The following is a 23708-nucleotide window of genomic DNA, read 5'->3' on the forward strand; positions in this document are numbered from 1 at the left end:
TAGCAGTGCGGTTTTTCCATGACAGCAAGCAACGATTACAAACTATTACGCCTGGTGGCTAGTAACGTAGTCGATTGCAGCTTGTACAGTAGTGATCTTCTCAGCTTCTTCGTCAGGGATTTCGGTCTCGAATTCCTCTTCCAGAGCCATCACCAGCTCAACGGTGTCAAGGGAGTCAGCACCCAGGTCTTCAACGAAGGAAGCGGTGTTGACCACTTCTTCTTCTTTAACGCCCAGTTGCTCGGCAACGATTTTCTTGACGCGCTCTTCGATGGTGCTCATACCTTGTTTTCACTCCTAATGGACAAATTCAGGCAGCTGGCCAGTGGGTAAGTGTATAGAAAGACTTTTCAGCTTTTCAACTGAAAGCTTCACTCCTCAAACCCTGCGGCCCTCTGCCTATAAATAGATTGCAGCTTTATAACGGATTTTAGACAGCTCGTATGACATTTTTTTGAAGCAATCCGTCACATTTAACTCATGTACATCCCGCCGTTCACCGGGATTGTAGCCCCGGTAACGTATGCCGCACCGTCGGACGCAAGAAAAGCGACCACAGACGCGATCTCTTGTGCTTGCCCCAGACGACCCAGCGGAATCTGCGCCTGCAAGGCTTCACGCTGTGCTTCCGGCAGTTCACGGGTCATATCGGTGTCGATGAACCCTGGGGCCACCGAGTTTACCGTAATCGAACGCGAACCGACTTCACGCGCCAGTGCACGACTGAAACCTTCCAGACCGGCCTTGGCGGCAGCGTAGTTTACTTGGCCTGCGTTGCCCATGGCACCCACAACCGAGCCAATACTGATAATTCGTCCCCAACGGGCTTTGGTCATGCCGCGCAAAACGCCCTTGGACAGGCGGAACAGACTGTTCAGGTTGGTATCGACAACGTCATGCCACTCGTCGTCTTTCATGCGCATCATCAGGTTATCGCGGGTGATACCGGCATTGTTGACCAGGATCGCCGGCGCACCGAACTGCTCCTGAATGCTCGCCAGGACGGCCGCCACGGACTCGTCGCTGGTGACATTGAGCTCAAGGCCAGTGCCCTGAATACCGTGTTCCTTCAGGGTGGCGGCAATGCGCTCGGCACCGGAAGCGGAGGTCGCGGTGCCCACAACGATGGCGCCCTGACGACCCAGTTCCAGGGCGATAGCCTGGCCGATACCGCGGCTTGCACCCGTGACCAGTGCAACTTTACCTTGCAGACTCATGCAAGCTTCTCCTGATTCAGGCCAGCGCTGCGCGAGCGGCAGCGAAAGCGTCTGGGGTATTGAGGTTGGAAGTCGATACGCCTTCGGCGCAGCGTTTGTTCAGACCGGCCAGCACTTTGCCCGGGCCGCATTCGACCAATTGGGCTGCCCCCTTGGCCGCCAGTGCCTGGACCGATTCGACCCAGCGCACAGGCTTGTAGAGCTGTTCAAGCAGATCACGCTTGAGGGTTTGCAGATCGGCAGGCACATTGGCACTGACGTTTTGCACCACCGGAATCTGCGGCGCCTGCCAGTCGATCGCTGCGATCGACTCGGCGAAACGCTCGGCCGCCGGGCGCATCAGCTCGCAATGGGACGGTACGCTGACCGGCAGAGGCATGGCGCGCTTGGCGCCACGTGCCTTGCAGCCTTCAATGGCGCGCTCGACCGCAGCCTTGGCACCGGCGATAACCACTTGGCCAGGCGAGTTGAAGTTGACCGCGCTGACCACTTCGCCTTGCGCCGCTTCGGCACAGGCCGCCAGCACATCAGCATCGTCCAGCCCCAGGATGGCAGCCATGCCGCCCTGCCCGGCCGGAACGGCTTCCTGCATCAGTTGGCCACGACGCTCGACCAGCTTCACTGCATCGCCCAGGCTGAGGCTGCCCGCCGCGACCAGCGCGCTGTACTCACCCAGGCTGTGACCGGCGACGTAGGCCGGACGCGCACCACCTTCCGCCAGCCACAGACGCCACAGGGCGATCGAGGCGGTCAGAATGGCCGGTTGGGTTTTATCGGTTTGATTGAGTTGTTCTTCCGGCCCTTGCTGGGTCAGTGCCCACAGGTCGTAACCCAGAGCATCGGAAGCTTCTTTGAATGTTTCGAGGACAACCGGATGTTGCGCGCCCAACTCGGCCAGCATGCCGAGGGACTGCGAACCCTGTCCCGGAAAGACGAATGCGAGGGAAGCAGACATGAAACAAGCCCCTAATGATCTTGTCGTCGGAGAATTGACGTCCCTCTTGGGGGACGCAAGAAACTGACAGTTGGATGGCCAATTGAACTGAGCGGTCACATTTAAGCATTGTCCGACGAAAACGCCTAAGGCAACAAATCCTCCAGACGACCGTGAAGCCGCTCGGGCAGGTTTTCCTGAATCTCGATAAGAGCACGCTGGATGGCGCTCTGAAAGCCCTGCACCCCTGCAGAACCGTGACTTTTCACCACAATCCCCTGCAACCCCAGAAAGCTTGCACCGTTATGCCGCGCCGGAGCCAGATCCGCCTGCAGGCGCTTCATCAATGGCAGCGCCAATGCACCGATCATTCGCGAAGCCAGGTTTTTCTTGAACAACGCCTCGATACGCGCGGCTATCATGGTGGCCAGGCCTTCGCTGGATTTGAGCAGGATATTGCCGACAAAGCCGTCACACACCACGACATCCGCCTCGCCCCGGTATAAACCGTCACCCTCGATAAAACCGATGTAATTGATGCCACGGGCATTCTGCAACAAAGTAGCCGCCAGCTTGACCTGCTGGTTGCCCTTGATGTCTTCAGTGCCGATATTCAGCAGTGCCACGCGCGGACGAACGATACCGAGGGTTTCCGCCGCGACAGAACCCATCACCGCGAACTGCAACAAGTGCTCGGCACTGCAATCGACGTTGGCACCCAGGTCGAGCAACTGACAGTAGCCTTTCTGCGTCGGAATCGCCGCGACCATGGCGGGCCGATCAATGCCGGGCAGGGTCTTGAGCACAAACCGTGACAACGCCATCAGCGCACCGGTATTGCCGGCACTCACACAGGCCTGGACCTTGCCATCCCTTAACAACTCAAGCGCCACGCGCATCGAGGAGTCGGGCTTGCCGCGCAGGGCCTGGGCCGGTTTTTCGTCCATGGTGATGACTTCGGACGCAGGGGTAATCGACAGACGAGCGCGATCCACAGCCGAATGGCCGGCGATCAATTCTTCAAGGAGGGAGGCTTGACCGACGAGGGTCAGGTGTAGCGAGGGAGTAGCAGACAGGCAAGCAAGACTGGCCTGGACAATGCTGCGGGGACCGAAGTCCCCGCCCATTGCGTCAATCGCGATGACTTGAGCGGACAAGTGATTACTCGTCAGCGCCCTTGTCGATCACTTTACGGCCACGGTATACGCCTTCTGGCGATACGTGGTGACGCAGGTGAACTTCACCAGTGGTTTTTTCTACAGACAGGGTGCTAGCCTCGAGAGCGTCGTGCGAACGGCGCATGTCACGGGCAGAGCGGGATTTTTTGTTCTGCTGAACAGCCATAATTGATTAACTCCTAAACGTTTGGGTCACGCTTTAACTGCGCCAATACACTGAACGGGTTGGACCGCGTTACCTCGTCCTCGCTCGGTTCGGGCTCATCTGCTCCCGCCGGCTGCTGGCATTCTTCCGGATGATGAGCAGGCACAATGGGCAAGGCGAGCAGAAGCTCCTCCTCGATCAGTGACTGCAGATCCAAAGGATCTTCGCCCAGTTCCAGCACGTCATAACCTTTCGGCAACGACTGGGTATTCGCACCCTCCTTCACCACAGCGTAACTGCATTCGCTATGGATCGGCAGGGTGACCAGCTCAAGACAACGCTGGCAAACCATTTTGACTTCAGTGTCGATAAAGCTGTGGATGACCACAGATTTACGTTCATCTCGTTCAAAAACGAATTTAGCCTGCACCGTACCGACATTGTCGGAAAGCGGGTCGCAGAGTCTCTCCAAATCGGCCAGCAGCATTTCACCTTGAAGGGTGGTGCCACGATCAGCCAATTTGCGCGGGTCAACGTGAGGTGGAATCGGGTCATTCAACATAGGCGCAGCATTATAGGGATGCCCCCGCCCATGTCAAAGGAAATTCAGCCCTATCCGTCACTTGGGAGCCCCGCTAGAATTCTCGCCTGCCTTTTGGAGTTGCCCATGCTGCCTTTATTACTCGCTTCCAGCTCGGTCTATCGCCGGGAATTGCTGGCTCGCCTGCAACTGCCGTTCACCTGCAGCTCGCCGGATATCGACGAAAGCCATCGCCCCGGCGAAACCGCCGTTGATCTGGTCAAGCGCCTCGCCGAAGAAAAAGCCCGCGCACTGACCGGCAGTCACAGCGCTCACTTGATCATTGGCTCCGACCAGGTTGCCGTACTCGGGGACAGGATCATCGGCAAGCCCCACACCTTCGAAAAGGCCCGCGAACAACTGCTGGCCGCCAGCGGCGCCAGCGTCACCTTCCTGACAGGCCTGGCACTGCTCAACAGCCAGACCGGCCGCTGCCAGGTCGAGTGCGTACCTTTCACCGTACACATGCGTGCACTCGACAGCGCCCGCATCGAGCGCTATCTGCGTACCGAACAACCCTACGACTGCGCTGGCAGCTTCAAGGCCGAAGGCTTGGGCGTGAGCCTGTTTCAACGCACCGAAGGCCCGGACGCCACCAGCCTGATCGGCTTACCGCTGATCCGCCTTGTCGACATGCTGCTGACGGAAGGCGTGCAAATCCCCTGAGCCACAAAAAACCGGCCAAACAGACCGGTTTTTTTGAGCGCCCAAAAGATCAACGCAGCGATGGACCGTTGAAACCCATCCACATCGCCAAATGCTCAGCCACGCTGGCACCGAGCTTTTTCGAGAAGCGGTCGAACGGCGACTCCTGAATCGTGAAGTCCACCAGCTCTTTTTCGCCGATCACATCCCGGGCAACCGAACTGGCATTACCCAGGCCATCGATCAGCCCCAGTGGCAACGCCTGCTCCCCGGACCAGACCAGACCAGAGAACAGCTCCGGATGCTCCTTGTCCTTCAGGCGATCACCACGTCCTTGCTTGACGCTGCTGATGAACTGATTGTGCGTGGTATCGAGTACACCCTGCCAAAACGCCGTCTCTTCCGGCTTTTGCGGCTGGAACGGATCAAGGAACGACTTGTGCTCGCCAGAAGTATAGGTACGACGCTCGACCCCCAGCTTCTCCATGGTGCCAACAAAACCGTAACCGGCCGCCGTCACACCGATGGAGCCCACCAGGCTCGCCTTGTCGGCGTAGATCTGATCGGCCGCACTGGCAATGTAGTAGGCCCCGGAAGCCCCCAGATCCGAAATCACCGCGTAGACCTTGGTATCCGGATGCAGGCCGCGCAGACGGCGAATTTCGTCGTAGACGTAACCCGACTGCACCGGACTGCCGCCCGGGCTATTGATACGCAGGATGACACCCTTGACCTTGTCGTCCTCGAAGGCCGCACGCAGGCTGCCAACAATATTGTCGGCGCTGGCCGGCTCCTTGTCGGCGATCATGCCGGTCACGTCGATCAACGCCGTGTAATGGGCACTGCGGGTGGCGGCTTTTTCCATGTCCATCAGCGGCGTGAACAGTGCCAGCGCGCCAAACAGGTACACAAACGTCAGCAACTTGAAGAAAATCCCCCAGCGCCGGGACCGACGCTGCTCCTGCACACTGGCCAGCAGCGTCTTTTCCAGCAGCTTCCAGCTTTTCTCGTCACCGCTCTCTGCGCTCGACTTGGCGGGCGCTTTCCATTCGTCGGTCATGCCATCTACCCCAGCAACAACGTATTAAGCCCGCTGATTCAGCCAGGCATGCAATTCTGAAAAGCGATCGACCGCCAGCCGCGGCTCAAGCAGTTTCAGCGCCTCGATCGATTGAGCACCGTAGCTGACCGCCACCGAATCCATCCCGGCATTACGCGCCATCTGCAGATCGAACGACGAGTCGCCGACCATAAGCGCCTGTGCGGGAGCCACGTTGCAATGCGCCAGGATCTGCTCAAGCATCAGCGGATGCGGCTTGCTGGCGGTCTCGTCAGCCGCACGGGTGATGTCGAAATAATTTTCCCAGCCGTGGGATTTCAGCACCCGGTCCAGCCCGCGCCGAGCCTTGCCGGTCGCCACAGCCAGATGATATCCCTCGGCGCGAAACGCCTCGAGCGACTCGACCACACCTTCAAACAACGGCGAAGGCACCGCCTCCGACGCGATGTAGTGATCCGCATAATGCTGACGGAAGGCTATCAGGTCGGCATCGCCGATTTCGGGATACAAAGTGCGGATCGCTTCCGGCAGACCCAGCCCGATAATGCCCTTGACGGCGAAATCATCGCGCAGTGGAAAACCGGTTCGCTCCGACGCCACATGCATCGCTTCGACAATCCGACCAATGGAATCGGCGAGCGTGCCGTCCCAATCGAAAATCAGCAGCTTGTAATCAGATGGGCGCACTCAATCGCTCCACGGTCTTGGCCCACATTTCATCGACCGGCGCCTGCAACTTGAGCTCACCGCCATCGGGCAGCGGCACGGTCAGCATGTAAGCGTGCAGGAACAGGCGCTTGCCGCCCAGATCACGGATTTCCTTACTGAAATCGTCATCGCCGTACTTGGTGTCACCGGCAATGCAGTGCCCGGCGTGCAACGTGTGGACGCGGATCTGGTGCGTGCGACCGGTGATCGGTTTGGCTTCGATCAGGGTGGCAAAGTCGCCAAAGCGACGCAGGACCTTGAACACGGTCACAGACTCCTTGCCCTCCTCCTCGTCGACCTCGACCATGCGCTCGCCGGAGCGCAGGTTGCTCTTGCCGAGTGCCGCACGGACTTGCTTGATCGAGCTCGCCCAGTTGCCGCGAACCAGTGCCATGTAGCGCTTATCGACACCATCACCGCGCAATGCGGTGTGCAGGTGACGCAACATGCTGCGCTTCTTGGCGATCATCAGCAGCCCGGATGTGTCACGATCGAGACGGTGGACCAGTTCCAGCTCCTTGGCATCGGGGCGCAACTGACGAAAGGCTTCGATGACCCCGTAATTCAAACCGCTGCCACCATGAACGGCGATCCCGGCAGGCTTGTTGATCACGATCAACGCCTTGTCTTCGTAGACAATCGACGCCTCGAGTCGCTGCAGCAGACCTTGAGCCAGCGGCACCGGCTCGTCGCGCTCAGGCACGCGAACCGGCGGCACGCGCACGATATCGCCCGCCTGCAGCTTGTATTCGGGCTTGATCCGCCCCTTGTTCACCCGCACTTCGCCCTTGCGCAAAATGCGGTAAATCAAGGTCTTGGGCACGCCTTTGAGCCGAGCGAGAAGGAAATTATCAATACGTTGGCCGGCATATTCCGGCGAGACCTCAAGCAGTTGTACGCCTGGGGTCGAGGGGGCTGTAGTCGTCATGCCGCGGATGATAACAATTTTTTATGGAATTGAAGCACTTAATCATTGCTGCTATAGTCGCGAACGCCGCCAAAAGCGGCCTGGACAGCGGACCAACGGTCAAAAACCGACCCTGACCAACGCAATTCACCAGGACGCGAGGCCGTCCTACGGGGCTTTCGCTACGTAACGGTGGAGTTTGCAGTTGTAACAAGCGCAGGTGACATGAGGCCTGAATCAAACCGCAAAGCAGAGTTTTCACTCGTCTTGCGAGCCAATATTCATGGCCAGTTCACAAAGTGCAGTCAGCAGCGAATGACCCCGAGCGAACGCTTCGGAAACAACGCCTAAATTAGCCATGATGCGTGACCTCCCCTTTCGGAGCTCACGGTAAATGCCAACCCGCTGCGGATTCTGCGCGCGGCAGCACCCGAATTATCAGGGATACGTGTAGGGTGGAGATGCACAACCGCTGGACTGTGTAGCAATAGGCTTTATCAAGACGCTTCATCTCGTCCACAGCCGCTGGTTGATTCCTCCTCCTGACTGAGTGCTTAAGTAGCCACAGCAAGCAGGACGCGTACGTCGCGACACCGGCCCAATTGGTCGGGGTTCGCTAGACACTGGAGTGTCCAACCACTCCTGACGCACCTGACACCGACCGTGAGAAGTCGTGTGTGCCGAACGCCGTTTCCGGCAGCCCGGAAACCGACGGTACTACATGAAAAGAATGCTGATTAACGCAACTCAACCCGAAGAGTTGCGTGTTGCACTGGTAGATGGCCAGCGCCTCTACGACCTGGACATCGAATCCGGTGCACGCGAGCAGAAGAAGGCCAACATCTATAAAGGCCGGATTACTCGCATCGAACCAAGCCTTGAGGCTGCCTTTGTCGATTTCGGCTCCGAGCGCCACGGCTTCCTGCCACTCAAAGAAATCTCCCGCGAATACTTCAAGAAAGCCCCTGAAGGCCGCGTCAACATCAAGGACGTCCTGAGCGAAGGCCAGGAAGTCATCGTTCAGGTCGAAAAAGAAGAACGTGGCAACAAGGGCGCCGCCCTGACCACTTTCATCAGCCTGGCCGGTCGTTACCTGGTACTGATGCCGAACAACCCGCGTGCCGGCGGCATCTCCCGTCGCATCGAAGGTGAAGAGCGCAACGAACTGCGCGAAGCCCTGAACGGCCTGGTTGCCCCGGCCGACATGGGCCTGATCGTGCGCACTGCCGGCCTGGGCCGCAGCAGTGAAGAAATGCAGTGGGACCTCGACTACCTGCTGCAACTCTGGACCGCCATCAAAGAAGCCTCGCTGGATCGCTCCGCGCCATTCCTGATCTATCAGGAAAGCAACGTGATCATCCGCGCCATCCGTGACTACCTGCGCCAGGACATCGGCGAAGTGCTGATCGACAGCGTCGAAGCCCAGGACGAAGCCCTGACCTTCATCCGTCAGGTGATGCCGCAGTACGCCAGCAAGATCAAGCTGTACGAAGACAGCGTTCCGCTGTTCAACCGCTTCCAGATCGAAAGCCAGATCGAAACCGCGTTCCAGCGCGTCGTCGAATTGCCTTCCGGCGGCTCCATCGTTATCGATCCGACCGAAGCCCTGGTGTCCATCGACATCAACTCGGCGCGTGCCACCAAAGGCAGCGACATCGAAGAAACCGCCCTGCAGACCAACCTTGAAGCCGCCGAAGAAATCGCCCGTCAGTTGCGCCTGCGCGACATTGGCGGCCTGATCGTCATCGACTTCATCGACATGACCCCTGCCAAGAACCAGCGCGCCGTGGAAGAGAAAGTCCGCGAATGCCTGGAAGCCGACCGCGCTCGCGTGCAAGTCGGTCGCATCTCGCGCTTCGGCCTGCTGGAAATGTCCCGTCAGCGCCTGCGTCCTTCCCTGGGCGAAAGCAGCGGCATCGTCTGCCCGCGCTGCAACGGCACCGGCATCATCCGTGATGTTGAATCGTTGTCGCTGGCGATCCTGCGCCTGATCGAAGAAGAAGCACTGAAAGACCGCACCGCCGAAGTTCGCGCCCAGGTGCCGATCCCGGTCGCCGCGTTCCTGCTCAACGAGAAACGCAACTCGATCACCAAGATCGAACTGCGCACCCGTGCCCGCATCGTGATTCTGCCGAACGATCATCTCGAAACGCCGCACTTCGAAGTACAGCGTCTGCGTGATGACAGCCCTGAAGCGGCGATCAACCAGTCCAGCTACGAAATCGCTGCTGCCGCTGCCGAAGTGGAAGAAGTCCAGCCAGCTGCGGCCACCCGCACCTTGGTTCGCCAGGAAGCGGCGGTCAAGACTGCGCCAGCCCGTGCCAACGCTCCGGTTCCGACTGAAGTCGTCGCCGCTCCGGTTGCCGCCCCTGTCGCCGCTCCAGAGCCAAGCCTGTTCAAGGGCCTGGTGAAGTCGCTGGTCAGCCTGTTCGCCTCCAAGGAAGAGCCTGCTGCCCCGGCAGTGGTCGAAAAACCGGCTGCCACCGAGCGTCCGGCTCGCAGCAATGAAGAACAACGTCGCAACGGTCGCCAGCAGAGCCGCAACCGTAACGGTCGCCGCGATGAAGAACGCAAGCCGCGCGAAGAACGTGCACCGCGTGAAGAGCGCGCACCACGTGAGCCACGCGAAGAGCGTCAGCCACGCGAAGCCCGTGAAGAGACACCAGCCGTAGCACGTGAAGAACGCGCGCCGCGCGCTCCACGAGAAGAACGTGCACCTCGCGCACCGCGTGAAGACCGTAAGCCACGTGGCGAACGCGAAGAGCGCGTTCGTGAACTGCGTGAGCCTCTGGATGCTGCTCCGGCCGTTGCGGCTGCTGCTGCGACCGCTGAAGAGCGCCCGGCCCGCCAGCCACGCGAAGAGCGCGCTCCACGCCCACCGCGTGAAGAACGTCAACCACGTGCCGAGCAAGCCGCTGCCGTCGCCGAAGAAGAGCTGACCACCAACGAAGAGCAACTGCAGGAAGAAGGACAGGACGGCGCCGAAGGCGATCGCCCACGCCGCCGTTCCCGTGGCCAGCGTCGTCGCAGCAACCGTCGCGAGCGTCAACGCGATGCCAACGGCAATGTGATCGAAGGTTCGGAAGAATCCGAATCCGGCGAAAATAACGAAGCGCCAAGCACCGCCGATCTGGCCGCCGGCCTGGCGGTTACCGCAGCCGTTGCCAGCACCGTGATCAGCGCCCCGGCCGAAGCACAGGCCAACGAGCAAGCCGAACGCGCCACTGCCGCCACCCTGGAAACTGCACCAGTCGAAGCGCCAGTCGTTGAAGCGACTACTCCGGTTGAAGTGACCGCATCGCCGGAAATCGAAGTGGCACCGGCACAGCCAGTGGTTGAAGCTGTCGCAGGACCTGTTGTGATCGCAGAACCGGTTGCCGAAACCGTCACTGAAACCGTGACCGAAGCCGTTCGTGAAGTTCGCGAAGAGCAAACCGCGTTCAACTGGGTTGCCGAGCCAGCCGTCACCGAAACTCCAGCGCCAGTCGTTGAAGCGCCGGCCGTTGAAGCTCCGGTTGCCGATGCCGTGACCTCCGAGCCGGTCGTCGCTGCTGCCGAGCCCGCTCCTGTCGTGGAAGCGCCAGTCGTTGCCGAAGCGCCTGCACCCGTGGTTGCAGCCGCTCCTGTCAGCGCCCTGACGCCAAGCGGCCGCGCACCAAACGACCCGCGTGAAGTGCGTCGTCGCAAGCGTGAGGAAGAGCGCCTGCAGAAGGAAGCCGAATTGGCGGCCGCTGCGGCTCAGGCTGAAGCCGTTGTTGCAGTCGAACCAGCGCCGATTGTTGCTGAAGTGGCCGAGGCAGCGCCTGCCCCGACTGCAGAAGTCGCTGCAGAGCCTGCTCAATCCGCCATCCACGAAGCACCACGCTCCGTTCAGGAAGCGGTAGAGCAACACGAAAAAGCTCTGGAAAAAGAACACGAGCCTAAACCTCTCGTCTGATTCCATCGCTAATGAAAAGCCCCGCCTGGTGACCCAGGCGGGGCTTTTTTATATCCAAAACAACTGTACCGATTCCCTGTCGGAGCTTGCTCGCGATGATGGCTTAAGATTCGAAAATGGATGCTGGTTGATCCACCGCTCTCGCGAGCAAGCTCGCTCCCACTAGGGATCAGCGATTACTTGAAGACTAACTTCTCCGGCACATCCACATCCCATAACACCCCGGGATCATCCACTGCCACCTCAAACACGCGCCCCTTGGCAAATAGCGGTTTGGCGCCACGATCCCCCGACAACGCCATCAATCCCGCCGCGAAATCCCGTCCGAACCCGACCGGATGCCCATACTCCCCGTCCTGCACCGGCACGCTGACGCTGTCGCTGCGCATACCTGCCAGGACTTTTTCAATGCTGGACGGCAGGATGAACGGCATGTCGCCCAAAACCATCAACCAGCCATCGAGTTGCGCACAGGCAGAAACTCCTGCAGCAATGCTGTCACCCATGCCGACGGACTCGATCAACACAGTTTCGCAGCCGTAGGCCTGAGCCATGCGAATCACTTGGGGTCGATCAGCGGTAGTCACCAGGACGCGCTTGCCCGCATTGGCTGGCAGATTCATCAGCACATGCTCGATCACCGAGCGAGCCGCGCCATCGCGACCGCTGCAATCGGCCAGTAACTTGTCCTTGTCGGTACCGGCGACCTGACGAAACCGGCTGCCCTGCCCCGCTGCCAACACAATGACGCCGATGGACTCGCTCATACGCGCTCCTGTGACGGCTTCTTCTGTTTCAGTTCCACGCCATTTTTGATCGCCACAATTTCAGCCATCAACGACAAGGCGATTTCCGCCGGGCTATGACTGCCGATATGCAAACCGATCGGACCGTGCAGCCGATCAATGGCCTGTTGCGACAAGCCCAGGTGCGCCAGATTTTCCCGGCGCTTCCGGCTGTTGACCCGTGATCCCAGCGCGCCGACGTAAAACGCCCTGGAGTCGAGGGCCGTCAGCAGGGCCATATCATCCAGGCGCGGGTCGTGGGTCAGTGCAACGATGGCCGTGCGTTCGTCGGTCTGGATACTCAGCACCGCCTCGTCGGGCATGCCGGAGACGAAACGACCATGCTGCTCTTCCCAGCCATAGACGAACTCGGTACGCGGATCACAAATCAGCACTTCGAAATCCAGCAGCCGCGCCATTTCGGCAACGTAACGAGACAATTGCCCCGCGCCAATCAACAACAAGCGCCAGCGGGGGCCGTAGATGGCACGCAAGGTCTGCTCGTCGAACGCCAGTACATCCGTTTTACTGGCGGGCTGTAAAACCACTTCACCGGTCGCAATATCAAGGCAGCGCGCCACGATTTCATGGGCTTCGCAGCGAGCCAGCAGTTCAGCGACCCACGCGGGATCGCCGACGCGCTCCTCGGTCAATCGCAAGGTGCCGCCGCACGGCAAGCCAAAGCGTGCCGCCTCTTCGCGGGTCACGCCGTAGGTGATCAATTGCACGGGCGGCCCGTCGGCCGGAATCCGACCATCGTGCAACCGGGCAATCAGGTCATCCTCGACACAACCACCCGACACCGAACCAATCACCACGCCGTCTTCACGCAAGGCCAGCATGGCCCCAGGTGCCCGGGGCGCGGTGCCCCAGGTCTGGACCACGCTGTACAAAACCACCCGCTGACCGGCTCGGCGCCACTCCAGTACGCTGCGCAGGACATTCAGATCGGCGCTGTCCATCAGGCTTTGGCCTTTTGCCAGTCCTGCAACTGATAGCGAATCGGCAGGCTGCGAATGCGTTTGCCGGTGGCGGCAAAGATTGCGTTACACAGTGCCGGCGCAATCGGCGGCACACCGGGTTCGCCAACGCCACCCAAAGGGACATTGCCTGGCGGCGTGACCAGATGCACGGCGACTTCCTTCGGTGCCAGGGACATGCGCGCCACTTCGTACATATGGAAGTTGTCCTGCTGGACCTTGCCATCCTTGAAGCTGATTTCACCCAGCACTGCGTTGCCCAGGCCCATGACGCAAGCGCCTTCGAACTGTGCGCGAATCCGCTCGGGATTGATCTGCGGCCCGCAATCCACAGCGATATCAGCCTTGTGCACGATCAGTGTGCCGTCGTCTTTGACCTCGACCTCGATCACCGCCGCCACGTAGGTGACGAAGCTGTAATGCACCGCCAGGCCAAGGCCACGCCCCTTCGGCAACTCGCGCCCCCAACCGGCGGCTTTGGCGGCAGTTTCCAGCACCGTGCGCAAACGCCCGGTGTCGATCGGGTAACGTTCCGGCGATTCACCGTAGTTCCACTCCTCACTCAAGGTACGCGGATCGATCTGACGGTCCGGGCCGAGCAATTTGATTTGGTACTTGAGCGGATCCTGCCCGGCCTTGTGCGCCAGTTCATCGACGAAACTCTGGATGGCAAAGCCATGGGGGATGTTCGACACCGAGCGATACCAACCGACCCGGGTGTGCACCGTCGCCTCGGGGTTCTCCAGGCGCACGTTGGGGATCGCGTAGGCCATGTTGGTGAAACCCATGCCCAGCTCGAATGCCGCTTCGTGATTCATGCCCGGTGCGAACAATGCGGTGATGCTGGGTGCAACCGTGCGGTGCAACCAGCCGGAAGGCAGACCATCCTTGTTCAGGCTGGCCTTGAGGTACTCTGCGGACACGGTGTGGAAATAGGAGCAGTGGATGTCGTCTTCACGGGTCCATTGCACACGCACGGCTTTGCCAGGGAACTCCTTGGCAAGAATCGCCGCTTCGATGATGAAGTCGGGTTTGGACTTGCGACCGAAACCGCCGCCCAGCAGGGTGACGTTGACGGTGACGTTGTCGAACGGCAGGCCGAGACGCTCGCTGATCCGCTCACGGGTGACCTGTGGCGCCTGGCTCGGCCCCCAGGCCTCGCATACGCCGTCCTTGTAGCGGGCGATGGCGACCATTGGCTCCATCGGCGACTGTGATAGATGCGGCAAGTAGTAAGAGGCTTCCAGCGTGCTGTTGGCGCCGCTCATGGCTTTATCGATGTTGCCCGTGTTGCGTACCACTTTGCCGGGTTTGAGCGAAGCGGCCTCCAGCTCCTCGCGGTAGGCGATCGAGTCATAACTGGCGTTGGCGCCGTCATCCCATTCGATTTTCAGCGCTTCACGCCCCTTGATCGCTGCCCAGGTATTGCTGGCCACCACCGCCACACCACCCAGCGGTTGAAACTCCGATGGCAGTGGACGGCTTTCGATCTGCACGACCTTGAGAACGCCGGGGACTTTCATCGCGGCGCTGGCATCGAAGGTCTTGACCTTGCCACCGTACACCGCGGGTCGGGCGATGGTGGCGTACAGCATGCCGTCGACATGCACGTCGGCACCATATACCGCGCGACCGTTGACGATGTCGTCACCGTCGATGGCCCTGGTGCCTTCCTTGCCGATGTAGCGGAATTCCGAAGGTTGCTTGAGGCGCAGACTGTCACGCGCCGGCACGGCCAGGGCGCCCGCAGCGGTGGCCAGGGCGCCATAGTCCAGTTCGCGACCGGAAGGCTTGTGGATGACTTTATGCAGTTGCGCATGACATTCACTGACCGGCACTTTCCACTGCTCGGCAGCCGCCTGCTCGAGCATGGTCCGCGCGGCGGCACCGCAGCGGCGCATTGGCTCGTACCAGTGACGCATGCTGCGCGAACCGTCGGTATCCTGGTTGCCGAAACGCACTTCGTCGCCCGGTGCCTGCTTGACTTTGACCCGTGCCCAATCCGCTTCCAGTTCGTCGGCCACGACCATGGTCAGGCTGGTGCGCACACCCTGGCCCATTTCCGAACGGTTGCAGACGACTGTCACCGTGCCGTCGGCTGCGATGCTGATGTAAACCTTGGGATCGTCGACCCAGCCGTGGGGCATGCCATCGGCGCCGAACTTCTTCTCCTTCTCTTCGGCAAACGCGTCTTGCCAGCCCCAACTGGCGGCCACCACCAGTGCACCCGTAGCGCCCACGCCTTTGAGGAAACCACGCCGACTGAGGTTGCTCAGGGCGAAATCATTCGGTAACCGGCTCATGCCTTGGCCTCCTTGAGGTGAGTGGATGCCTGGCGGATGGCGGTCTTGATGCGGTTGTAGGTGCCGCAGCGGCAAATGTTGCCGACCATCGCCTCTTCGATCTGCTCGTCGCTCGGGTTCGGATTGGTTTTAAGCAATGCGGTGGCAGACATGATTTGCCCGCCCTGACAGTAGCCGCACTGGGCCACGGCCGTGTCGAGCCAGGCTTGCTGCACGACTTTGCCGACGGGGTCGGCATGCAGATTGTCGATTGTGGTGACGTTCTGCCCCACGACCGAGCCGATTGGCGTGATGCAACTGCGTGCCGGAGCGCCTTCGATATGAATGGTGCAGGCGCCGCACAGGCCCATGCCGCAGCCGAATTTGGTGCCGTTGTAACCGGCCACGTCGCGGATCGCCCAGAGCAGCGGCATGTCTTCGGTGACGTCGAGTTGATGGTCTTGACCATTGAGTTTCAGGGTAATCATGGGCACGCCCGCATAGTATTGGGTTATGGGGTCGAGCAATCTGCCGCTTTAGCCAAGCGGTTCGGTTATCACAGATCGACTCAGGCTGATGGGCTCTTTTGTGCAGACGAGCACGTCTGCGCCGGGCCTTTGATGAAGCAAATGCTGGTATCGTTAGGTGGCTAAGTTAACCCAGCATTAACAAAAAAGCCCTGCACAATGGAAGTTGTGCAGGGCTTTGAGATCAGTCCGGATAGCTTAGCTTCAATACTGATTGGGCTCCATTTCCAGATCGACATGAAAACGTTCTGAAATGTCTTTCTGGATGCGCTGTGCCAGGTCGAGCAATTGCAGTCCGGTGGCATTGCCATAGTTGACCAACACCAAGGCCTGCAATTTATGCACGCCTGCATCTTTCTCGCGAAATCCTTTCCACCCTGCCCGTTCGATTAGCCAGCCAGCGGCCAGCTTCATCTGACCGTCCGGTTGCGCGTAGGCCACCAGATCCGGGAATTCACCCTTGAGCCGGGCAACCAGCGCCGCCGGTACCAACGGGTTCTTGAAGAAACTACCGGCGTTGCCGAGTACGGCCGGGTCCGGGAGCTTTTCGTTGCGGATACTGCAAATGGCCTGGCTGACGTCAGTGGCGGTCGGATGATCGATGCCTTGCTCGGTCAGGCGCTGACGCACCGGGCCGTAATCCAGATGCAGATGCGCAGTGCGGTCGAGCGTGAAACGCACCCGAAGGATCAACCAGCGCCCCGACTCTTGCTTGAAGAGGCTGTCACGGTAAGCGAAGTTGCATTCTTCCAGGCTGAAGTCGCGCAATTCACCACTGTGGCGATCAAGCGCCGTCAGGCCGGCAAACACGTCCTTGATCTCGACCCCATAGGCACCGATGTTCTGCATTGGTGCGGCACCCACGGTGCCGGGAATCAGGCTCAGGTTTTCCAGGCCGGACAGGCCTTGCATCAATGTATGCTGCACAAACGGATGCCAGGGTTCGCCAGCCTCGGCTTCGACCACGACCTTGCTACCGTCATCGCTCAACACGCGAACTCCGCGCGTGGCCATGCGCAGTACCAGCGACGACACATCGCCCGTCAGCAACAGGTTGCTGCCACCGCCGATCACCAGCAGGGGCACGTCATGTTCCCGGGCAAAGGCCAGTGCTTCGCGCACGTCGGCGTCGCTGTGGGCCTCGGCAAACAGACGGGCCTGAACATCCACGCCAAAGCTGTTGTAGGGCTTGAGCGAGACCTGTTGCCGCAGCTGCAGACTCATAGCCGTCCCTTCAATTCGATCACCAGCAGATCACTGGCACGCTCGATCAGATCCAGCACCCGCTCGAACCCTTGCTCACAGTCGTGATAAGGGTCCGGCACTTCATCGAGTTCCGACTGATAGCGGCGCAGGAACAGATCCAGCTCGGCTTTACCCTTGACCGGTTGCAGCGCCTCGAGACTGCGCAGGTTGCTTTTATCCATCGCCAGGATCAGGTCGTAGGTGGCGAAATCGGCGCGGGTCACTTGCTGCGCACGCTGGTTCGACAGGTCATAACCGCGCAGTTTCGCAGCCGCCTGACTGCGCTTGTCCGGCGGATGGCCGACATGCCAGTCACCAGTGCCGGCGGAGGCTACCTCGACTAGGTCGGCCAGCCCTGCCTCACGCAGCTTATGCCGTAGCACGCCCTCTGCCGTGGGTGAACGACAGATATTGCCCAGGCAGACAAACAGAACCCGCATCAGGCCTCCAGCAGGCGACGAACGCGCTCAAGGTCTTCAATGGTATCGACGCCGGCCGGCGGTGCGATCAGCGCATCGGCAACGTGAATGCGCACCCCGTGCCACAGCGCTCGCAGCTGCTCCAGGCACTCGGTGTCTTCCAGCCAGCACGGACCCCAGCTGACGAAGTCCTGCAGGAAACCGGCGCGATAGGCATAGATACCGATATGGCGACGGTACGGCACGCCTTGCGGCAGCTGTTCGCGGCTCTTGGCGAAGGCGTCGCGCGCCCATGGCAACGTGGCGCGACTGAACGTCAGGGCCAGGCCATTGAGGTCACTGACGACCTTGACCACATTGGGATTGAACAGGGTTTCGACATCTTCGATCGGCTCGGCCAGGGTGGCCATGCGCGCTTCGGTGTGGGCGGCGAGGTTGACGGCGACCTGATCGATCACGCTCGGCGGGATCAGGGGTTCATCACCCTGGACGTTGACGACGATGGCATCGGGCGCCAGACCCAGTTTCGCCGCGACTTCCGCCAGACGATCGGTGCCGGAGTTGTGATCTTCGCGGGTCATCACCACTTCGGCGCCAAAGCCCTGACAAACCTCAACGATGCGCACGTCGTCGGTGGCAACCACCACACGCTGGGCGCTGCTTTTGCTCGCCTGCTCCCAGACATGCTGAATCATTGGCTTGCCGGCAATCAACAGCAGCGGTTTGCCCGGCAGACGCGTAGAGGCATAACGCGATGGAATGACAACGGTAAAGGCTGTAGTCATTTATCCAGACGCTCATCGGTGGTCAGGGTACGGGCTTCGGATTCGAGCATCACCGGGATACCGTCGCGAATCGGGTACGCCAGGCCGGCGCCCTTGCTGATCAGCTCGGTCTTGTCGGCGCTGAGCTTGAGCGGGCCTTTGCAGACCGGGCAAGCGAGGATGTCGAGCAGTTTGGTGTCCATGATCATTCCCTGGATAAAACGGTTTAAGGCAAAAGTCGAGCCGGCAACAGACGCATCAGCTGGGTATCGAACCAGGCCACGAAAGCCGGTGACGGCACAGCGTCCACTGCCAGATACCACCAATCGGCGGCGGCGAAGGCACGGCACTTCACCGCGTCCTTTTCGGTCATCACCAATGGTAATGACGGCTTGAAATTCAAGGCCTGCACGCTGTATTCGGCGTGATCGGCGAAGGCATGCGGCACTGGCTGCCAGTGTAGCGTTTCGAGGGTCGTGAAGAAACGCTGCGGATTGCCGATTCCAGCCACCGCATGCAGCGCCTGGCCTTTGGGAAAGTGATCGAGGGGAAGGCGTTGACCACTTTGCAGATTGATCAGCGCGGTCGGTTGCAACTGAAAGGCAAAACCACCGTCGCGGTCAGCCGTGGCGCCGTTGTACAGCACCGCATCGACGCTTTGCAGGCGTTCGACCGGTTCGCGCAATGGCCCGGCGGGCAGGCATCTCTGGTTGCCCAGGCCCCGGGCGGCATCGATCAGCACCAGTTCGAGGTCCCGGGCCAGTCGGTAATGCTGCATGCCGTCATCGGACAAAATCAGGTCCAGCGGCTCACTCGCCAGCAAGGCCTTGACGGCCCGACTGCGGTCCGGGTCGATCATCAGAGGCACGCCGGTACGCTGGACGATCAATAGCGGTTCGTCGCCGGCGATGTCCGCGCCTTGATCCGCCTCGACCCGCCAGGGCAACTGCGCCGGTTTGGCACCGTAGCCACGACTGACCACGCCGACCCGCAAGCCACGGCGCTGGCAATGCTGGATCATCCACAGGATTAAAGGTGTCTTGCCGGTACCGCCCACGGTGATATTGCCCACCACGATCAGCGGGACGGGCGGCTGATAGATCTCACCCTCGCCTGCCAGAAAGCGTTTGCGCTTGTTGTTGACCACGCGTCGGTACAACCACTCCAGCGGCTGCAATAACTTGAGTGCCGGATGACCTCGGTACCAGGCGGCGAGCAGGCGATCGGACATGGCCATCAGGGCGCGGGCGCCGCCTCCACGGTGGTCATGCGCAAGTGACTGAAGCCAAGCTTGCCGGCGGCGTCCATGGCGGTGATCACCGATTGATGCTGGGTTTTGCCGTCGGCGCTGATGGACAGCGGACGATTGGTATCACCCTTGGCCTCTTTTTGCAGCGCGTCCATCAGGGTCGCCAGGTCGCTTTTTGGCAGGATCTGGTTGTTCACCGAGAACACGCCGTCTGCACTGATGGCGATATCCAGCTGTTTGGATTGATCTTCGGCAGGCGAGCCGCTGACCGCTTCCGGCAGGTCGACGCGCAACTGGGTTTCACGGGTAAAGGTCGTGGTCACCACGAAAAACAGCAGCAGGACAAACACCACGTCGATCAGCGACACGAGGTTGATGTCCACGTTCTCCCGTTGCTTGCGGCGGAACTTCACGCTTTGCCCTCAGCCAGATCAACGTCGCGGTCGCCTTGCACCACCTCCACCAGCTTGATGGCTTCCTGTTCCATGCCCACGACGAGCTCATCGATACGCCGTTGCAGGAAACGATGGAAGAACACCGACGGAATACCCACGATCAAACCCGACGCCGTGGTGATCAAGGCTTTGGAAATACCACCGGCCAACACCGCCGGGTTGGTCGCCATGCCCGTACCCATGAACGAACTGAAGATATCGATCATGCCCAGCACCGTACCCAGCAGGCCCAGCAATGGCGCCATGGCGGCGATGGTACCGAGGGCATTGATGTAGCGTTCCAGTTCATGGATGACCCGGGCGGCGGCTTCTTCGATGCACTCTTTCATGATCTCGCGACCATGCTTGGAGTTCGCCAGGCCGGCGGCCAGGATCTCGCCCAACGGGGAGTTGGCACGCAGTTCCTTGAGCTTTTCTTTATTGAGTTGCTTGTCCTTGATCCAGACCCAGACCTGACCGAGCAAATGCTCCGGGGTCACACGACTGGCCCGCAGGGTCCAGAGACGCTCGGCAACGATCGCCATGGCCACGATGGAACTCAGAATGATCGGCAGCATCATCCAGCCGCCGGATTTGACCAATTCCCACACAGTGAAAGTCCCCTCGAAAAAGTGCGCCACTCTAACATAGGGGGTCGACGCACCGAAGACCGTGATGTCGCATCCGGTCGGGCTGTAATAACGCCCGGTTATTTGTTCACGGGCGGTGGATCGCGCCAGAAGCGCCGTTCCAGACGCATGGAGCGCGGCGCCTCGTAACGCCCGAGTTGCAGATGAATGGCACCCTGCTCCGCACTGTCGTAGATCGCCATGCCGAGCTTTTTATAGCGTGCCAGGACGGTCGGGTGCGGATGGCCGAACGAATTGCCCTGGCCACGGGAGATCAGCACCGCCTTGGGCTGCAAGGCGTTGAGCAGCGCCATGGACGACGAACTGCGACTGCCGTGGTGCGGCGATTGCAGCCAATCGGTGGCTACGGCCAATGGACTGTCGAGCAAGGCGCGCTCGGCGGCCATGTCGATGTCTCCGGTCAGCAGCATTCGCTCGCCATTGGCTTCAATCTGCAGTACGCAGGATTTCGGATTGCTTTCGCGGGCATGCGCCCATTGCCACAATTCAAAGTTCACGCCGTCCCAGGTCCATCGCCGACCGCTCTCGCAGCCCCCCGCTGTCAGTTCGTCCGGCAACTCTGCCGGCTCACCACCGAGTACATGCCTCACCGGCAGTCCCTGGGCGATCGCCCGCGCTCCGCCGGCATGATCGGCGTGGGCGTGGCTGATCAACATCAGGTCGATGCCATCCACGCCCAATTTGCGTATCGTTGGCAAAACCACGCGCTCGCCGAGATCGTTGTCACCGAACCGAGGACCCGCGTCATACAGCAGCGTGTGATGGCGAGTGCGGACCAGGATCGCCAGGCCCTGGCCGACATCCAGCTGCCAGACCTCGGCAATTCCTTCCGGTATTTCGGTGCGCGGCGGAAAAACCAGCAACAGCAGCATTGGCCATCCGAGCGGGCGCATCGGTACACCCCGCGGCAGCAAAAGGAGAAAGGCTCCCAAGGCACCGATGGCCCAGACCCATGGTGGAATCGCTGCGGGCACCCACGCCGGAACCTGGCCCGCCACCCACCCCAACCCCCAGAACAACCCATCGATCAGACCACCCGTGATCCACAACAGGCCCTCGCCCACATAAGGCACGGGCAACAACAGCGTCCCGAGCAATGCCGGTGGCAGTACCACCAGACTGATCCACGGCACCGCCAACAGGTTGACCAGCGGCCCGCTGACACTGATCGGCAAACCCAGTACCAGCAAAAACGGGCCCAGGCCGATTGCGATCAGCCATTGCGCGCGCGTCCAGGTTTGCCACCAAAGCCAAGGCCCCAAGCGACCGCCGAAGGTGAAGATCAGCACGGCCACCGCTGCGAAAGACAACCAGAACCCCGGTTGCAGACTGGCCAGCGGATCCAATAGCAAAACGCCATTGAGCGCCAGCAGCAACGGCCACCACGCGCCAAGGTGTCGAAAACGCAGGCGCCATAACAGCACCAGACCGATCATCAAACAGGCACGCCGCACCGGCACATCAAAACCGGCCAATAGCCCGTAACCAAGCGCTGCAGCGAAGGCCAGACCACAGGCCCAGGGCAACCATGGCAGACGGTTCGACCACAGGCCATAGCGGGCGAGCCCGGCAATCAGCAGATACACCACCCCTGCCAGCAGACCAATGTGCTGCCCGGAAATCACCAATAAATGCACGGTGCCGGTGTCTTGCAACACCTGCCAATCCTGGCGGCTGAGTCCACCACCATCACCCAGAACCAAAGCGGCCAGCACACCCGTCCGCCCTTGGGCATCCACGGCCTGCAAGCGCTGACGAATACCATCGCGCCAGGCCCATTGCGCCTCGCGCAAACGCTCGCCGTCCTTGACGGTACCCGTTGCCCCGATGCGTTGCGCGAACAGCCAGGCGTCGTAATCGAAGGCATGGGGATTGAGCAGCCCGGCGGGACGCTTCAACTTGACCGCCAAGCGCCAGCGCTCGCCGCTGTTCACCGGCGGCCCTTCATACCAGGCCAGTCGCATGAGTTGTGGCACTTTGCCGTGTCGCGACCGGGCATCCGCCAGCTCAAAACGGATTACGCCTTCGTTGTTCTGGGGCAGCCCCACCACCCGCCCTTCGACCCAGCGCGTTTCGCCATCGAGCCTCGCTGGCAAACGATCATCCAGTGCCCATTGCGCCTGTGCGCAGGCCCAACTCAAGCCGAACAGGAAAAACGCCACCAGGTAGGTCCTGAATGGCAACACCATCAAACCCACAACCGGCATCAACAGCCACAACCCGACCGGCGGCAATACCGGTAAAAAGCGCAAGGTCAGCAGACCCAACGCCAGCGCCATCATCCCTGTGCGCATAAGCCCGTCCTTGAGAGTCCCGTCCCTAGGCATAGCGGGCGTATCGCACGGTCGTCGTTATCAATTGTCACAAAGTCTGAATGGTCGACGCCTAGAATCGAGACATACTTGCCGCCTTAACCGACCGAGAAGCCTTATGCCCCGGCGCTTGTTCAAACGCTACATGCCAGACCCGACCAGCATCAGGGAACACAAATCCTTACGCTTTCTCGGCACCCTGCTGCATGACCCCAACCTCTGGCACCTCAATCGCCACTCCGTAGCCCGGGCAATGGCGGTTGGCCTGTTCGCGGCGTTCCTGCCGATCCCTTTGCAAATGCTGTTGGCCGCCGTACTCGCGATCATCGTGCGCGGCAACATGCCGATTGCCGTCAGCCTGGTCTGGCTGACCAACCCGATCACCATGCCTGCGGTGTTCTACTGCACTTACCAGGCCGGCGCCTGGCTGATGGACGTTCCTCCCCGCCAATTGCCGGATGCGTTGACCTGGGAATGGATCAGCGGCGAGTTATCGACCTTGTGGCAGCCGTTTTTGCTGGGCTCGGTGGTGACGGGTTTGGCTCTCGGGGCGCTCGCCTACTGCCTGGTGATGATGTATTGGCGCTGGTGGGTGGCGCGGCAATGGAAGCGCCGCAAGAAAAGCCGAATGTGAGAAAGCAAACGGCCTCCGTATCAGACTGTGTGAAAACCTAGCAATCTGCGCAGCGCTCAAAGAAAATGCTCCGTATCGAAAGATACGGAGCATTTTTCGTTATGGCCTACATCCAG

The 23708-nt window shown here is 60.4% G+C and carries 24 protein-coding genes; 3 read left to right on the forward strand and 21 right to left on the reverse strand.

Annotated features, from left to right (window positions below; genetic code table 11):
• Positions 1-45 precede the first annotated feature (45 nt).
• From acpP to ACVWYU_RS15305, 6 genes are all read right to left on the reverse strand, one after another.
• On the reverse strand, positions 46-282 hold the full coding sequence (gene acpP / locus ACVWYU_RS15280) for an acyl carrier protein (RefSeq protein WP_003175607.1): 237 nt from the start codon (positions 280-282) through the stop codon (positions 46-48).
• A gap of 191 nt (positions 283-473) precedes the next feature.
• Positions 474-1217 carry a 3-oxoacyl-ACP reductase FabG gene (fabG, locus tag ACVWYU_RS15285; RefSeq protein ID WP_090317720.1) on the reverse strand — a complete coding sequence of 248 codons (744 nt, stop codon included), beginning with the start codon at positions 1215-1217 and terminating at the stop codon, positions 474-476.
• 16 nt (positions 1218-1233) lie between these two features.
• A complete protein-coding gene (gene fabD / locus ACVWYU_RS15290; RefSeq protein ID WP_457373031.1) occupies positions 1234-2172 on the reverse strand; it encodes an ACP S-malonyltransferase in 939 nt (312 codons plus the stop codon).
• Between the two features lie 125 nt (positions 2173-2297).
• Positions 2298-3308, reverse strand: a complete 1011-nt coding sequence (gene plsX / locus ACVWYU_RS15295; protein WP_457373032.1) for a phosphate acyltransferase PlsX — start codon at positions 3306-3308, stop codon at positions 2298-2300.
• Between the two features lie 4 nt (positions 3309-3312).
• Positions 3313-3495: a 50S ribosomal protein L32 gene (gene rpmF / locus ACVWYU_RS15300; protein WP_003179396.1), complete on the reverse strand. Its 183-nt coding sequence runs from the start codon at positions 3493-3495 to the stop codon at positions 3313-3315.
• Positions 3496-3508: 13 nt separating this feature from the next.
• A complete protein-coding gene (locus ACVWYU_RS15305; RefSeq protein WP_007942001.1) occupies positions 3509-4036 on the reverse strand; it encodes a YceD family protein in 528 nt (175 codons plus the stop codon).
• 105 nt (positions 4037-4141) lie between these two features.
• On the opposite strand from ACVWYU_RS15305, the gene ACVWYU_RS15310 reads away from it, so the two are divergent.
• Positions 4142-4720: a Maf family protein gene (locus ACVWYU_RS15310; protein WP_457373033.1), complete on the forward strand. Its 579-nt coding sequence runs from the start codon at positions 4142-4144 to the stop codon at positions 4718-4720.
• Positions 4721-4769: 49 nt separating this feature from the next.
• Here the strand turns inward: ACVWYU_RS15310 and ACVWYU_RS15315 are convergent, their stop codons facing one another.
• Genes ACVWYU_RS15315 through rluC form a run of 3 tightly spaced genes read right to left on the reverse strand, consistent with a single transcriptional unit; the run spans position 4770 to position 7395 of the window.
• Positions 4770-5759 carry a S49 family peptidase gene (locus ACVWYU_RS15315; RefSeq protein ID WP_090317708.1) on the reverse strand — a complete coding sequence of 330 codons (990 nt, stop codon included), beginning with the start codon at positions 5757-5759 and terminating at the stop codon, positions 4770-4772.
• A 24-nt stretch (positions 5760-5783) separates the two neighbouring features.
• Positions 5784-6446 carry an HAD-IA family hydrolase gene (locus ACVWYU_RS15320; protein WP_390959427.1) on the reverse strand — a complete coding sequence of 221 codons (663 nt, stop codon included), beginning with the start codon at positions 6444-6446 and terminating at the stop codon, positions 5784-5786.
• Positions 6433-7395, reverse strand: coding sequence for a 23S rRNA pseudouridine(955/2504/2580) synthase RluC (gene rluC, locus ACVWYU_RS15325; protein WP_090317703.1), 963 nt, complete (start codon positions 7393-7395; stop codon positions 6433-6435). The genes ACVWYU_RS15320 and rluC overlap by 14 nt, the downstream gene beginning before the upstream one ends.
• A gap of 700 nt (positions 7396-8095) precedes the next feature.
• On the opposite strand from rluC, the gene rne reads away from it, so the two are divergent.
• The gene (rne, locus tag ACVWYU_RS15330) at positions 8096-11311 is read left to right on the forward strand and encodes a ribonuclease E (protein WP_457373034.1); all 3216 of its coding nucleotides are present in this window, start codon (positions 8096-8098) and stop codon (positions 11309-11311) included.
• 176 nt (positions 11312-11487) lie between these two features.
• Here the strand turns inward: rne and ACVWYU_RS15335 are convergent, their stop codons facing one another.
• The 12 genes from ACVWYU_RS15335 to ACVWYU_RS15390 all read right to left on the reverse strand — a co-directional run bounded on the left by ACVWYU_RS15335 (position 11488) and on the right by ACVWYU_RS15390 (position 22940).
• Positions 11488-12078, reverse strand: a complete 591-nt coding sequence (locus tag ACVWYU_RS15335) for a nucleotidyltransferase family protein (protein ID WP_457373035.1) — start codon at positions 12076-12078, stop codon at positions 11488-11490.
• The gene (locus ACVWYU_RS15340; protein ID WP_457373036.1) at positions 12075-13058 is read right to left on the reverse strand and encodes an XdhC family protein; all 984 of its coding nucleotides are present in this window, start codon (positions 13056-13058) and stop codon (positions 12075-12077) included. Before ACVWYU_RS15340 ends, ACVWYU_RS15335 begins: the two co-directional genes overlap by 4 nt.
• Positions 13058-15379: a molybdopterin cofactor-binding domain-containing protein gene (locus tag ACVWYU_RS15345; RefSeq protein ID WP_457373037.1), complete on the reverse strand. Its 2322-nt coding sequence runs from the start codon at positions 15377-15379 to the stop codon at positions 13058-13060. The genes ACVWYU_RS15340 and ACVWYU_RS15345 overlap by 1 nt, the downstream gene beginning before the upstream one ends.
• A complete protein-coding gene (locus tag ACVWYU_RS15350; RefSeq protein ID WP_034149969.1) occupies positions 15376-15846 on the reverse strand; it encodes a (2Fe-2S)-binding protein in 471 nt (156 codons plus the stop codon). The genes ACVWYU_RS15345 and ACVWYU_RS15350 overlap by 4 nt, the downstream gene beginning before the upstream one ends.
• Positions 15847-16089: 243 nt before the next feature.
• On the reverse strand, positions 16090-17109 hold the full coding sequence (murB, locus tag ACVWYU_RS15355) for a UDP-N-acetylmuramate dehydrogenase (protein WP_457373038.1): 1020 nt from the start codon (positions 17107-17109) through the stop codon (positions 16090-16092).
• Positions 17106-17570: a low molecular weight protein-tyrosine-phosphatase gene (locus ACVWYU_RS15360; protein ID WP_457373039.1), complete on the reverse strand. Its 465-nt coding sequence runs from the start codon at positions 17568-17570 to the stop codon at positions 17106-17108. Before ACVWYU_RS15360 ends, murB begins: the two co-directional genes overlap by 4 nt.
• A complete protein-coding gene (gene kdsB / locus ACVWYU_RS15365) occupies positions 17570-18334 on the reverse strand; it encodes a 3-deoxy-manno-octulosonate cytidylyltransferase (protein ID WP_247255341.1) in 765 nt (254 codons plus the stop codon). The genes ACVWYU_RS15360 and kdsB overlap by 1 nt, the downstream gene beginning before the upstream one ends.
• A complete protein-coding gene (locus ACVWYU_RS15370; RefSeq protein ID WP_003179363.1) occupies positions 18331-18516 on the reverse strand; it encodes a Trm112 family protein in 186 nt (61 codons plus the stop codon). Before ACVWYU_RS15370 ends, kdsB begins: the two co-directional genes overlap by 4 nt.
• 23 nt (positions 18517-18539) lie before the next feature.
• Positions 18540-19550 (reverse strand): tetraacyldisaccharide 4'-kinase, encoded by a 1011-nt coding sequence (lpxK, locus tag ACVWYU_RS15375; RefSeq protein WP_247255340.1) that lies wholly within the window; start codon positions 19548-19550, stop codon positions 18540-18542.
• The gene (locus tag ACVWYU_RS15380; RefSeq protein ID WP_090317677.1) at positions 19550-19975 is read right to left on the reverse strand and encodes an ExbD/TolR family protein; all 426 of its coding nucleotides are present in this window, start codon (positions 19973-19975) and stop codon (positions 19550-19552) included. Before ACVWYU_RS15380 ends, lpxK begins: the two co-directional genes overlap by 1 nt.
• Positions 19972-20607 carry a MotA/TolQ/ExbB proton channel family protein gene (locus tag ACVWYU_RS15385; RefSeq protein WP_247255339.1) on the reverse strand — a complete coding sequence of 212 codons (636 nt, stop codon included), beginning with the start codon at positions 20605-20607 and terminating at the stop codon, positions 19972-19974. The genes ACVWYU_RS15380 and ACVWYU_RS15385 overlap by 4 nt, the downstream gene beginning before the upstream one ends.
• 98 nt (positions 20608-20705) lie before the next feature.
• On the reverse strand, positions 20706-22940 hold the full coding sequence (locus ACVWYU_RS15390) for a DNA internalization-related competence protein ComEC/Rec2 (RefSeq protein ID WP_457373040.1): 2235 nt from the start codon (positions 22938-22940) through the stop codon (positions 20706-20708).
• 136 nt (positions 22941-23076) lie between these two features.
• Here ACVWYU_RS15390 and ACVWYU_RS15395 point away from each other — a divergent pair, with 136 nt between their 5' ends.
• A complete protein-coding gene (locus tag ACVWYU_RS15395; protein ID WP_090317667.1) occupies positions 23077-23592 on the forward strand; it encodes a DUF2062 domain-containing protein in 516 nt (171 codons plus the stop codon).
• Positions 23593-23708 lie beyond the last annotated feature (116 nt).

It is taken from the genome of Pseudomonas sp. TE12234 (genome assembly GCF_054061835.1).